Origin of the sequence: Bacillus sp. 03113, assembly GCF_006546985.1 — a bacterium.
In the GTDB taxonomy this organism is placed as follows: Bacteria; Bacillota; Bacilli; order Bacillales; family Cytobacillaceae; genus VATK01.
On sequence record NZ_VATK01000001.1, the window covers coordinates 167,339 to 180,803 of the forward strand.

The following is a 13,465-nucleotide window of genomic DNA, read 5'->3' on the forward strand; positions in this document are numbered from 1 at the left end:
CTTGAATCAAAGTACAAAGCTTGTATGGAGCGCTCTTTTTTCTCTATAACAAAAGAAGCGGTGACAAAATGGGAAAAAAATATTCAATCAAATGGGTGAATAGCTTAATTGTTTTATGCAGCTTTTTATCGATTGGTTTTCTTTTATGGACTCAACTTAGGTATCTTAATCAATTTGCCGCCTCGTGGGATCAGGTCGATTATGCACTAGCTTTAGACCGATATGATATGATGGCGATGCAGCCGCATTTTCCCGGATATCCCTATTTTATTTTAGGCGGTTTTTTTGTACATCTATTTGTTGAAGATAAAGCTGCTTCCTTGACCACGTTTAATATTTTAGTCTATTTTAGTGCTCTTTTTCCGATGTATAAGTTAGCAAGAGAGTATGTTTCAAAGTCTTTGAGCTTTTTGTTGGCTGCAATACTATACTCTTCATCCTATATTATCCTAACAGTCAATCAGCCGATGTCTGAAGGAGCGGCAATTGGTGCATTATGGTGGTATTTTTGGAGCATACAAAAAGCAATGAAGGAAAATACACGCTTTTCAAATGTATTACCATTATTCCTATTTAGTGTTTTGTTAGGCATTCGTTTATCTTATGTGTCATTCGCTATTGGGTTAGGGTATTTATTTTATCGAAAATGGCGCGATAAACAGTATGACTTTAAAAAAATAGCGGCTTATTCAGCATTGGCCATTGGATTTCAGGTGATTTGGGTAACAGCTCTGATCATTTCGGAGGGAAGCTTAATTGGATTTATCAAGCTTTCCTTAGCGTTCACAAGCGGTCACTTTAATGATTGGGGCAATACTGCGATCGTAAGCGAAGTTCCATTTCTAGAAAGAGTATACATCTTGATTGTTGATACGTTTTTTTGGAATGGGGCAGCTTCTCAATCTATATTATTAGCTATATTATGTATAATTTTATTCGGAATAGGATTATCTCGTGTGAAAATGAATGAGCTTAAAAATGATTTTATTCAGAAATTAACTCTTTTGATGGGGGCTAGTTATTTTCTTTGGGTCTTATTTGCGCAAAATATAGACAAGCCAAGACATGTTGTACCGGTCGTCATTTTCATTTTTTTTCTAGTTCTGATCCATGTAGTGTCTAAGAAAAGTAGCTTGTTTAGCATCTTTTGTTTATTCTTACTTGTCTCTCAAACAATTCAATCTGCTCTTCTAGTAAAAGAGCAGGCACATCAAATTCCAGCAACATATCAGCTTAGTCAATATGTTAACTCTTTGAAAGAACCGTCTGTTCTCTATACTTGGGAGGAATCAAGGGTATTAGATTATCTTCATGTAGCTGTCCCTCATAAAGAGATCAAAACATACGATGTTTTTGAACATGATCAATCGTATTATAAAAATCATAATATTTTAATTACCAACAAAACTTTGGAAGGATTTAAATCCCAAGGTGTTAAGCTTTCCGGGAAAATAAAAAAAGTGGCAGAGTTTCGTTCAAATTCTCTTTTTGATCCTGTTTATCATCATATTGTTGTGTACAAATATGTGGGAAAAAAGATTGAGTAAGTAATTTCATAGAATTTACAAAACAATTAAAAGTAGCTAGAAATAATTATCTCATTGTTCAGCAAACGGGCCAGATTGTTTAGACGAAAGAGGCGATTCAATCATACGCTCTCTCTTTCTGAAAAAGAATTAATAGAAGTTAAGGAGTAGCTACATGGAATTAAAACAATTGGAATTTTTTTTAGCAGCCAGCAATTGCGGAAGCCTGAGCAAGGCAGCAGCCAGGCTCTATACAACACAGCCAAATGTTAGCAAGGTTATCGGAGCTCTTGAAAAGGAGCTGGGAAGCCCCTTGTTTGAAAGAACAAGCAGAGGATTAAGGCTTACGCCATATGGAAAGTCCATATATGAATATGCAGAAAATATTCTGAAAAACGCAAGTCTAATTACTAATATGGAGCTGGTGGAAAGGCGCAATACTTTTAACATATCTACATATCCGAGTAATATGATCTCATGGCTTTTGGTGGATTTGTACCAGAACAATCCAGATTTAATTATAGAGCATCATCAAGGTACAGTGGAGGAGATAACGACTCATGTGGCACAAGGGATTGTAGAGCTTGGCATCGTTTATGTTTCCAAAAAGCAGCTTAATGCATTTCGACATATTATTTCACATAAAAAACTGGAGTTTATCGAGCTTGGAAAAAGAGAGGCATGTATTTATGTAGGACCAAACAGCCCTTTATATTTCAGAGAATCCATTTCTGTTGAGGAGTTATCGAGACTGTTCTTTGTAAGAGGGTTAAGTGACTTTTTTTCTATGGAGCATCATTTAGAACAGATCAGTGTAGGGGCGGTGAACGCGGAAAAACTCCACCCTGCTGTATATACCAATAGCGAACACCTTTCAATAAATTTGCTCTTAAAGACAGAATTGGTGCAATTGGGTATCGATATTAGTTACCCTGGTTATCAACAATATGATATCAAAAATTTGCGGGTTGAAGGGGAAGATGCCTATTTGACATTGGGATATGTTATAGAAAAAGATCATGTATTAACAACCACAGCGAAAAAACTCATTGAATCTTTGAAATTGATAGTAAAGCCATAACGTTTTGTTATGGCTTTTTGTATATAATATGATAATTGTTATAGCTGTATAGTGGGGATATAATTGGGTGACATAAAGAATGAGATGAAATTTATAGGAATTAAATAACGGGAGGAATATCGTGGAAAAAACAACAGTCACTTTACAGGATATACAGGAAGCTGCGGAACGTATCTCTCCCTACATTCACCGCACACCGCTGCTGCGGGGAAAAAACATGGATGAGGTATTGGGGTGTCAAATTTATCTCAAGCCCGAGATGCTCCAAGTAACTGGAGCTTTTAAGCTGAGAGGTGCACTGAGCAAGATTTTGTCTTTAACTCCAGATGAACGAAAGAAGGGGATTATCACCAGTTCTTCTGGTAATCATGCTCAGGCATGCGCTTACGCAGGCAAGATGCTGGGCATCCATACGACAGTGGTCATTCCGGAGGATGCACCAGCCATCAAGATTGAGAATGCTAAAGCAATGGGAGCCCATGTTATTGTGTGGGACCGCAAATATGTTGAACGCTGGAAGAAAGTTCGCGAAGAGGTGGCAGAGCATGGGTATGTTATTGTCCATCCTTACGAAGACTACACTGTTATGGCAGGCCAAGGTACTATTGCCTTAGAAATGATGGAAGATCTGCCTGATGTAGAAACTGTGCTTGTACCTATCGGCGGCGGTGGACTGATTTCAGGTATTTCCACAGCTTTAAAAGAATTAAAACCGAATGTACGGGTGGTTGGTGTTCAGGCCGCTGCCAGTTGTGCTTATTATGTCAGCCGGCAGAATGGATATCCGTCTGCAGCGCCGTGCCTGCCAACTGTGGCAGATGGTCTCTCCTGCAGATATCCGGGTGAGAATCCGTTTCCTATTATTGAGAAGTATGTGGATGATATCGTTATCGTAGAGGAAGAAGATATCAAAGAGGCTGTGCGATTGGTGGCACATGATGCCAAGCTAGTGGCAGAACCTTCTGCCTGTGCGGGCATTGCTGCCCTGTTATCTGGAAGGGTGAAGACGCGGCCGGATGAAAAAGTGTGCACAGTATTGACTTCTGGTAATTGGGATATCGATATGATAGGGAAAATTCTTAAAGAAGAGCATATAGAAGGTGTTTTATAGGAACAGCAAAAGTGGAGACTTTTTCAATGAGAGCAAATTTGTATAAAAAGGAGAATCTCAAAATGGAGACTTTATTGCTGAATAAGGAAGAAGTAGGCAGCCTCGTTGATTTAGATGCGATACTTGAGGCAGTGGAGGTTGGCTACCGGTCCTTTAACAGTGGTCTGGTGGTTCAGCCGGATTTCATGGCCATAGAATTGCCTGGTACACATAAAGGCATTGACTTCAAGGGAGGTCTCGACATGAACGGTGGATACATGACCCTGAAGGCTTCCTCTGGTGGATATGACAACAATCCAAAATTAGGTCTGCCAATAGGTATGAACACTGTAATGCTGTTCGAAGATAAAACCAGTGCTCTCAAGTGCATTATGGATGGTACATGGATTACCGGCTGCCGCACTGGTGCTGCCGGAGCCATCTCAGTAAAATACCTAGCACGTGCCGAGGCAGAAAAACTGTGTATCATCGGAGCAGGTAACCAGGCTCGCAGACAATTGCGCGCCATTATGCGAGTGCGTAAGCTGACAGAGGTGCGGGTGTGTAGCGCGTCGCCGCAGTTTCTGGATACTTATGTGAAAGAGATGTCCGAGGAAACAGGACTGCAGATTTACAAATGTGCAACGGCGGAGGAAGCGGTAAGGGGTGCTGATATTGTGGTGACCACTACCCGTGGCCGCAGTGGCCCTATAGTAAAAAAAGAATGGGTACAGCCAGGGACACATATTGTAGCAATAGGTGCCGATATGCCAGATAAACAGGAATTATATGCTGATGTTTTTGCCGGGGCAAAGGTTGTTAATGACTCGATTCCCCTGTGTGTGAAAAGTGGAGAAACCCACAATGCGGTAAAGGCTGGTATTATCCGAACGAAGGATATTCATGCCGAAATTGGTGAGATTATTTTAGGTAAGAAGTCCGGTCGTGAAAGTGAGGATGAAGTGACAATTTTTGATACTGTTGGGATGGCTATTCAGGATAATGTGACTGTTGCAATGCTCTACAAAGCCGCCTTGGAACAGGGCCTTGGAACTCGGTATGAATTTTTTAAATAAAAGATATTTGAATGAGTTTTAAGTTGCAGAAATACCTTCCGGTAGAATTATTGTATTTTAGGATTGTTGCTACTCCTTCTCTCTTAATGTCGATGATGTATACCATTGGGGCTATTTTAAGAGGGACAGGTGATACTAAGACTCCTATGCGTGTAGGGATATGGATGAATATTGTTCATATTGTCTTGGATTATATTTTGATTTTTGGTGTGTTTTTTGAAGGGTTCGGAATTCAAGGTGCGGCACTTGCTTCTGTTATTGCACGATTATTTGGTGTGTTATTATTGATGCGTCATTTATTCGTACAAGGATTGATTTCTGATAAGCTAAGTGAATGGAAAATGAAGATTGAAGTTATTAAGGATTTAGTAAAATTGGGGATTCCTGCATCTATGGAGCGTCTGTTTATGCGTTTGGACAAGTTATTTATTTTGGGATGATTATTCGTATGGGAACTGAAGTGTATACAGCCCATACATTGGCAGGGAATTTTACTATTTTTGCATCTGTAATTGGGACAGGTTTTCAGGCGGCAACAACAACGCTCGTAGGGAAAAGTATAGGTGCTGGTGAAATAGAGAAAGCAAAAAAGTACACCCTCTCTTCCATAAAGCTAATGTCACTATCAATGACCTTAATGCTGTTTGTCACCTATTTATTTTCCGTACAAATTAGTCCAATCTTTACAAGTAATCCTGTCGTCATTGGACTAATTACGGCTGTTCTTGCAATTGGTGTACTAACTCAGCCAGCTACTGCAACGGTTGCCTCTTTGACAGCTTCCTTACATGCTGGAGGGGATACTAAATTCCCTATGCACATAACTGCAATAGGAATTTGGGCTATTCGGACAGTAGGAGTTTATTTACTTGGAGTTTATTTTGGATTCGGGCTTATTGGAGTATGGATTGTTATTGCAATAGACAATTACTTTAGGGCTGTGTTATTACTTATACGATATCACTCTTTCAAATGGATTAAAAAATTAAATTGAAGAATAGGCAAATCATATTTTCCTATTGAGCTAACAGATCGTTATTACAATAAGAAATAGTAGTGAAATATTGATTCTTTTAAATTAAGATCTTCTGTAGCTTTGAAATAAAGTTAGATCAAATTAATACAAATAACCTTGATAAATGAACAAATAGAAAAAGCATGTTTTGATCTATCTTTTTGCAAAACATGCTCTTAAAATATTTAGATAGCTTATTTTGGGGTACAACCGAGATGTGTATCAAAATGAGTCATCGTGTTTCCTTAATCTCAGTTGAAGCCCCTCCAGTTTGTTACGTCGATGATCAAGGCGCTCGCGCTTTTCTTACAATTTTTACGAATTAGGTCTTGAGAAGAAGAATTTTAACCTTTTTTCGGGAATTAATCAGGTACAGCTTCGAATAGAACGGCAAGCCCAATCCCGCCGCCGCTTCCGATCGCTGCAACAACATAACGAGCCTTAGGCTGTCTTTGTACCTCGTAAAACAGCCGCGTAACGAGCATAGCACCAGATGCGCCGTATGGGTGGCCGATGGCAATTGCACCGCCTCTTACGTTTACCTTTTCGATTGGAATTTTTAGCTCATTCGTACAAGCCATAATTTTTGAGGCGAAGGCTTCATTGATTTCAAATAAATCAATTTCTTCAATCGATAACCCGTTTCGATCTAACAATTGTCTGATGGCCGAAACAGGAGCAATCCCTGGATAAAAGGGATGCACGCCTGTTACTTCGCTGTCAATAAATCGCAGGATGGGCTTGAGGGAAAGTTCATTGGCTTTTTTTTCACTCATAATGAGGACCGCACAGGCGCCGTCATTGATGCCGCAGCTGTTTGCGGCTGTAACCGTTCCATTCTTTTGAAAGGCAGGCTTTGCTCTAGAGATAATCCGATCCATGTTTCTCTTTTGATGAAAAACTTCATCTGAACTTAGATTCGAAAGAGGGAGGATCTCCTTATCGAAAAGTCCATTTTCAAAGCTTTTCCATGCTCGTTTATAGCTTAAGCTGGCATATTGGTCCTGCATTTCTCTAGAAATGCGGTACTTTTCGGCCACGAATTCAGCTGCAATCCCCATATCAGGATCACCGATATGCTCAGGGGAAAATCGTGCTCTTTTTTCAAAGAGAGATGTGCTTGTACTTTCGACCCCACCTGCAATATAGCAGTCCCCCGCTCCGCCTTGAACAAGGTAACCAGCCAGTCGAATTGCTTCTAATCCAGCACTACACTGGCGATCAAGAGTTAAGCCTGGAACGGATAAGGGCAGATTAGCTTCTAGAGCGGACAACCGAGCAACATTTCCGCCTGGACCGACTACATTTCCTAGAATACAATCGTTAATCTCCGACTCTATTCCTATACTTAGCTGCTTGAGAATAGGTGCGGCTAATTTATGTGGAGAAAGGTGTTTCAGAACCCCGTCCTTTTTTCCAATCACTGTTCTTTTCGCTTTTACAATCACTGCATTATTCATGGGCGACATCCATTTCTTGAATGATGTGAAGAAGCTCCTTGCGTGCCACCTTACCGCTAGTTGTGTGGGGCAGCTCCTTTACAAATATCCATTTTTTCGGAACCTTATAGGAAGATAGGATTTCCTTAGAATAACGTTTTAATGCCTGTTCAGAGGCAGTACCTTTAATAACGGCTGCAGCAATCTGACCCCAATAAGGATCAGGAAGTCCAATCACGGCCGCTTCGTCCACTTCAGGATGTACTGATAAAACGGCTTCGATTTCTTCAGGAAATATATTCATTCCACCATATAAAATCATTTGATTCGCTCTTCCGAGAATATATAAAAACCCATCTTCGTCAAGATAGCCCATATCATCAACCGTCATCCATTCTAAATCATTTCCTTGCAGCGAACCATTCTCCTGTAGATAGCCCATAAAGGTCATCTGACTTTTGACGAAAATTTTTCCTGTTTCTCCTCTTTTCACAGGCTTCTGATCAGTCCCTACAATGGTAATCTCAACATTATGGCATGGCTTTCCAACGGAGAGAGGTTTTACTTGCTTATCTTGATGAGACAAAACGGAAATGAAGCTAAGCTCGCTGGCTCCATATAGCTCATAAAAGGTAAAGGACGGAAAAAGCCTATTTAATTGCTCTTTTGATTGCTCTTTCCATTTGGCTCCTGAGGAAATAACCTTTATAGGTTTACTCATGTGCGTATTTTCTCTTAATAAAGCTTCTATCATGGTCGGAACTGCATACATGACTGAGATTGGAAAATGGTTTAGCGTATCAATGACTTGAGAAGGAATAAACTTCTCCATTAAATATACGGTTCCTCCTAAATGCAAGGTACTAATCGTCCCATATAAAAAATGCGAAGAGATCAGGGATCCAGGAATAAGCACGTGCTCCTCCTTGGTCATATGAAGGTCCATAACATTGCAGTCAAAGCTTTCAACCCAAGACTGCTGAGCTCGAAGAAAGGCTTTAGGTTTGCCAGTTGAGCCTGAAGTGAAGCCCATATAAAAGGGAAGATTCGGCTGGATTTCTATCTCGTAATTGTCCGATTGGGATAGAATATCCGACAAACAGTTATCGACAAGCCTTACACTTGCTGATGTATCACCTATTTTTGCCTTTAAGTGTTCTGTCGTGACGATTATAGAAGGCTGGCAAACCATTAATCGTTCATGTAATTCATAGGAGCTCCATTTTGGATCTAAAGGAATGGCAATCCACCCAGCTGCTGCAGCGCCTGCAAAAAGCTGAAGGAAGGAGATGCTGTTATTCATCAAAATGGCTATTTTTTGATTAGAAGCAGTTTGCTTTTGCAGCCAATAGCTCGTCTTTTCTACAAGCTGATTCCATTCTCTATAAGTCACCGAGCGTTCCTTCATTTGGATAGCGATTCGATTAGGATAAGTGAAAGCATGCATATGATATGTTTGAGTAATCGTCATTAAATTGCCTCTCTTTCTAAAAAAAGCAAATAGTGCCCGGCATCCCCCATTGGCTATTGGAGGCGCCTGGCACTCATACGGTTTGTATTACGCAGGTCGTCCTTCGCTCTTCTTATTATATAAGAAAGTACGAGCTGGTGAAACTCTGCTTAATTTAACAGCTAGGAAAGAGGCGATTACAATTTTTATAAAATCGCCAGGTAAGTAAACAAGGCTTAGCTTTACAGTTTGCAGGATGGAAATTTTCATGATCAATGCTTGAACAGGAACTCCTAAAGAATAGATGATTAGGATTCCGCCAATGATATGAATCACGAAAGCTTTCCAAAAGGTAAATGCTTCAACTTTTGAAACGATCAACCCAATAACAAAGGCTGCGATTGGATAGGAAAGCAAATAGCCGGCACTCGGACTTAGAAAGACCTCGAATCCTCCGCGACCGCCAGACAGAATCGGCAATCCAACTGCAACTAGCAATAAAAAGAGTGCTTGGCTCAATGCTCCTAATCTAGGACCAAGAAGGCTTCCTGACAGTAAAACACCTAACGTTTGTAAAGTGATAGGTACTGGTGTAAAGGAAAGAAAAATAGGCGGAACTAAGCCAAGAACGGCCATAATAGCACTAAATAAAGAAACGTAAACCATATTTTTTATTTTCATCATGTATTCTCCTATGCAATGAGATTATTTTTTCTTAATTGGCTGACCTTATTTTATGAAAAGTAAATATATATGTCAACCATACTTTTTTTTAGTTAACTAAAAAAGATTAAGGGAAAATAAGCCTAAATTCACTGCTCGAAGAATAATAAATTTACGTTGTTGCAATGAATTTAAGTTAAAAAAAAAAGAAGACCTGTAGAAAGTATTGCTTTCTACAGGTCTTCTTTTTTTGTAGTAAGAATTATATAAGATGGCCCGATCAGCGAAGAGCTCTGTTTAATCTTACAGCTTGTTTTACTTTTTCAAATCTTCTATAGAGTCAATTTCCATATAAGACGGTACAACTAGACCAAGCTTTGTTCCATGAAGATTAGAACCTAAATCTTCAAATTTTCCTTTGTATTTTGCATAATAGTCAGCGTGTGTGGTTGGCAGCCATGCACCTACGATTGCATCGCCACTTCCATCTGAAATACCTGCCCACATCGGACCTGCATCCACTTGAACGAGCTCAACATCATAGCCTATGCTTTCTAATACTTTTCCGATTACATTCGTACTGGCAATGACATCATCCCATGCCACGTATAGTAATTTCAATTTTTCCTTATTAACCGAGTCGACGCCTTCGGTCCATTTGCTCACTACATCTTTGTGTTCTTTAATCCATTGTTCGGCTGCTTCCTCTGGATCCTTCCCATCATCGATTAACAGCATAACATCTTCAATATCAGCGGGCTTCCAATTAAATTGATCTAATGTTTGGTAAGCGCTAGGCTTATTTTCTTTTAATCCTAAACGAGCTATGGTGTGAACATCTTCTTCTCCACCATAAACACCTTTTGGATCTTCTAAATACTTAAGATCGAATTTAGAAAACATCCAATGTGGACTCCAGCCCGTTATGATAATGGGTTCCTTTTTTTTATAAGCTTTTGCTAAAGCGGCCGTCATGGCAGCTCCAGAGCCTTCGACAACTTCCCATTTATCTAAGTTGTATTCTGGCAATACTTTTTCTGTTGTGATCTTCATTAATCCAGCACCTGGATCAATTCCGACAATTTGATGATCTACTTGTTCACCTAAAGGCTTATTTGATTGATCTTCTCCACTACTACACGCGGTTAAACCGAGTGCGAATACGGATGCTGCTGTCATTCCAATTATTTTTTTAAACATTAAGCTTTTTCTCCCCTTTTTCCAATTCCTATATTTTGCGTTATTCTATCCAATATAATCGCAATAATAACGATCGATAGACCTGCTTCAAAACCAATGCCTGTTTTGATCTGTGTAACTGCCCGGTATACTTCTGTTCCGAGTCCTGGTGCACCTACCATTGAGGCAATAACAACCATGGATAAAGCCAGCATAATACTTTGATTAATTCCGGCCATAATGGTTGGCATGGCAAGTGGTAATTGTACTTTCAATAAACGTTGTTTTGTTGTGGATCCGAATGCTTCCGTTGCCTCTATGAGGTCTGAAGGGACTTGCTTTATACCTAGAATCGTCAACCTTATTGTTGGTGGCATAGCAAAAATAACGGAAGCAACAACCCCTGGCACTACACCAATATTAAAGAAGAAGATTGCAGGAATTAAGTAAACGAAAGCTGGCATGGTTTGCATGAAATCTAATATCGGAGTGACAATTTGCTGTACACTTTTCTTTTGTGATGCCCAGATTCCAAGTGGGACGCCAATGACGATCGAAACAATAACAGCCGTAAGAACGAGTGATACGGTGTCAATCATGTCTTCCCAGTATCCAAGATTCCAAATAAGTAATAAACCTATTACGGAGAATAAAGCTACGCGCCATTTACTTGTCTTCCAAGCGATCAAACTAATTAAAATAATGAAAAGTAGAGGATGGAATAGTCCTAATAAAGATATGATACCTTCAACGATACCTTCTAATAAGTTACTAATGACTTCAAAAAATCCATCTAGATTAATCGTTAACCAATCAACTAACCTATCAACATAATCAGCAAAAGGAAGTTTTGGAATGTTTTTTCCCATTTATTTCACCTCCCTTAATGATTCATGCTGTATATCAGTAAGATCATTAATATATTTTTCATTACCTGCTAACGCACCAATCACTGCGCCTTTAACAAGAATTCCTTTTAATCGATGTTTCTCATCCGTAACAGCAACAGGAATGGTTGCACCTGACACTTTATCAAATAAATCGGTTAGTAAAGTCTCGGGTCTGACAGTTGCTAAATCTACTGTCATGATTTCCTTAAGGGTGCGTTTGTTTTCAACTGCTTGAGAAGCATCATGGGCTGAAATAGCACCTAGTAATGTTTTTTGTTTATCGACAACGTATATAGAGGAAATTCCTAAATCCTTCATTAATTGAAGAGCAACACGAGGTCCTTTTTCTGCTTGTACGGTTTCAGCTCGTTTCATCACATGGTTTGCGGTAAGAACTTTTGACAAGTCTACATCCTCAACAAATCGCTCTACATATTGATTAGATGGATTCATTAATATTTCTTCAGGTGTTCCAATCTGTACGATGTTTCCATCCTTCATAAGAGCGATTCGATCTCCAATGCGAAGAGCTTCATCTAAATCGTGGGTAATGAAGATGATGGTTTTTTCCATTGAAGATTGTAAATCTAATAGCTCATCCTGCATATCCTTTCGAATAAGTGGATCCAATGCACTGAAAGCTTCGTCCATTAAAAGAATGTCTGGGTCATTAGAAAGCGCGCGTGCTAATCCAACCCTTTGCTGCATACCTCCACTGAGTTGGGCAGGGTATTGATTTTCATAGCCTTTTAGACCAACTAGTTCCAATGCTTGTAAAGCTTTATCCTTACGTTCTTTCTTTGATACTCCTTGTATGCTTAATCCATATTCTGTATTTTCGAGAATTGTGTAATGAGGAAATAAAGCAAATTTTTGAAAGACCATACTGATTTTCTGTCTTCTTACAGCTCGGAGATCATGGTTATTCATATTGACGACATCTTTCCCGTCAATATAGATACTTCCGTTTGTTGGATCAATTAACCGATTTAACATCCGAACCAAGGTGGATTTCCCGCTTCCAGATAGCCCCATAATGACGAAAATTTCTCCAGCATAAACTTCGAAGCTAGCTTGATTAACTCCCACTGTACAACCAGTAGATTGGAGTATTTCATTTTTATTTTTTTTCTTTTTTAGCTGCTGCAAGGCTTGTTTAACATTGTTGCCAAAAATTTTGGTAACGTGATCGACCTTAATTTTCACATCTCTTGTTTCTTCCATCCTATCACCTCTTGGAATTTATCTTGAAAAAATACATTGCTTTATAAGTATATAGAAGCACCAACTATTTACTCAAAGCTCATATTCTAGCAAATATATTCATAAAGTACGTACAGTTTTAACTGAACAAACTAAATATACATTATCCATACAAATCCTTCATGATCCTCCTGATTCCTCTCGTTTTATGAGTTTCGCAATCAATTTACATATGATAGGATGAATGATAGAAAACTATCGGGATGTGATTAGGTGATTGAATTAAATGATGAGGAAAAGCTGCAAGAGGCTCGAGCACGTTGTATTGAATCATGGGCTCAAAATATGAATCTATACGGAATTACTCCATCAATTGGAAGATTATATGGGCTATTGTACTTCAATGAAGAACCTATGACTCTAGATAAAATGAAGGAAGAGCTTGGAATGAGCAAAACAAGCATGAGTACATCTGTCCGGCAGCTTCAGGAGTTAAAAATGGTAGAGAAAGTGTGGAAAAAAGGTATACGGAAAGATTTATATGAATCTTTAGATGATTGGTACCAAACATTTTCTTACCTTTTCTCAGTTAAGTGGCGCAAGGCTGCTCAATTAAATATTAGCGTCATAAAAAAATCACTTGTTGAATTAGAAGAGCTCATAGAAAATCCAAATACCTCCCCTACCATAAAAAAAACAGCCATCATTGATAAAGAAAAGATGCAATATGCATTAGAATATTACGATTGGTTAAACCGATTCGTTGATTGCATTGAATCAAAAGAGATTTTTAATTTGATTCCAAAACAAACAGACACTCCATGAACAATAGGGAGTGTCTGTTTTGTGTCAT

General features: G+C 39.1%; 13 protein-coding genes. 7 read left to right on the forward strand and 6 right to left on the reverse strand.

The genetic code is table 11. The features are described 5' to 3' along the window. The first annotated feature begins 68 nt into the window (after positions 1-68). From FDO66_RS02460 to FDO66_RS02485, 6 genes are all read left to right on the forward strand, one after another. The gene (locus tag FDO66_RS02460; protein WP_141430824.1) at positions 69-1,547 is read left to right on the forward strand and encodes a hypothetical protein; all 1,479 of its coding nucleotides are present in this window, start codon (positions 69-71) and stop codon (positions 1,545-1,547) included. Between the two features lie 154 nt (positions 1,548-1,701). Continuing rightward, a complete protein-coding gene (locus FDO66_RS02465) occupies positions 1,702-2,607 on the forward strand; it encodes a LysR family transcriptional regulator (protein ID WP_141430825.1) in 906 nt (301 codons plus the stop codon). Between the two features lie 121 nt (positions 2,608-2,728). Continuing rightward, positions 2,729-3,718, forward strand: a complete 990-nt coding sequence (locus FDO66_RS02470) for a threonine ammonia-lyase (RefSeq protein WP_141430826.1) — start codon at positions 2,729-2,731, stop codon at positions 3,716-3,718. 26 nt (positions 3,719-3,744) lie between these two features. Further along, entirely contained in the window at positions 3,745-4,773 is a 1,029-nt protein-coding gene (locus FDO66_RS02475) for an ornithine cyclodeaminase family protein (RefSeq protein WP_220095145.1), read from the forward strand. Positions 4,774-4,784: 11 nt separating this feature from the next. Further along, entirely contained in the window at positions 4,785-5,213 is a 429-nt protein-coding gene (locus tag FDO66_RS02480) for an MATE family efflux transporter (RefSeq protein ID WP_141430827.1), read from the forward strand. Next, complete coding sequence (locus FDO66_RS02485) at positions 5,210-5,767, forward strand: MATE family efflux transporter (RefSeq protein ID WP_141430828.1); 558 nt, start codon at positions 5,210-5,212, stop codon at positions 5,765-5,767. The genes FDO66_RS02480 and FDO66_RS02485 overlap by 4 nt, the downstream gene beginning before the upstream one ends. A gap of 383 nt (positions 5,768-6,150) precedes the next feature. Here FDO66_RS02485 and FDO66_RS02490 read toward each other — a convergent pair whose 3' ends face one another. The 6 genes from FDO66_RS02490 to FDO66_RS02515 all read right to left on the reverse strand — a co-directional run bounded on the left by FDO66_RS02490 (position 6,151) and on the right by FDO66_RS02515 (position 12,633). Beyond that, complete coding sequence (locus FDO66_RS02490) at positions 6,151-7,248, reverse strand: acetyl-CoA C-acyltransferase (RefSeq protein WP_141430829.1); 1,098 nt, start codon at positions 7,246-7,248, stop codon at positions 6,151-6,153. Beyond that, entirely contained in the window at positions 7,241-8,698 is a 1,458-nt protein-coding gene (locus FDO66_RS02495; protein ID WP_141430830.1) for an AMP-binding protein, read from the reverse strand. Before FDO66_RS02495 ends, FDO66_RS02490 begins: the two co-directional genes overlap by 8 nt. An 87-nt stretch (positions 8,699-8,785) precedes the next feature. Continuing rightward, positions 8,786-9,358, reverse strand: a complete 573-nt coding sequence (locus tag FDO66_RS02500) for a biotin transporter BioY (protein ID WP_141430831.1) — start codon at positions 9,356-9,358, stop codon at positions 8,786-8,788. Between the two features lie 297 nt (positions 9,359-9,655). Beyond that, positions 9,656-10,540, reverse strand: coding sequence for a glycine betaine ABC transporter substrate-binding protein (locus FDO66_RS02505; protein WP_141430832.1), 885 nt, complete (start codon positions 10,538-10,540; stop codon positions 9,656-9,658). After that, positions 10,540-11,388 (reverse strand): ABC transporter permease, encoded by an 849-nt coding sequence (locus FDO66_RS02510; RefSeq protein WP_141430833.1) that lies wholly within the window; start codon positions 11,386-11,388, stop codon positions 10,540-10,542. The genes FDO66_RS02505 and FDO66_RS02510 overlap by 1 nt, the downstream gene beginning before the upstream one ends. After that, complete coding sequence (locus FDO66_RS02515) at positions 11,389-12,633, reverse strand: quaternary amine ABC transporter ATP-binding protein (protein ID WP_141430834.1); 1,245 nt, start codon at positions 12,631-12,633, stop codon at positions 11,389-11,391. A 252-nt stretch (positions 12,634-12,885) separates the two neighbouring features. Between FDO66_RS02515 and FDO66_RS02520 the strand changes: the two genes are divergently transcribed. Then, positions 12,886-13,437, forward strand: a complete 552-nt coding sequence (locus FDO66_RS02520; protein ID WP_309475252.1) for a GbsR/MarR family transcriptional regulator — start codon at positions 12,886-12,888, stop codon at positions 13,435-13,437. The last annotated feature ends 28 nt before the right edge of the window (positions 13,438-13,465 follow it).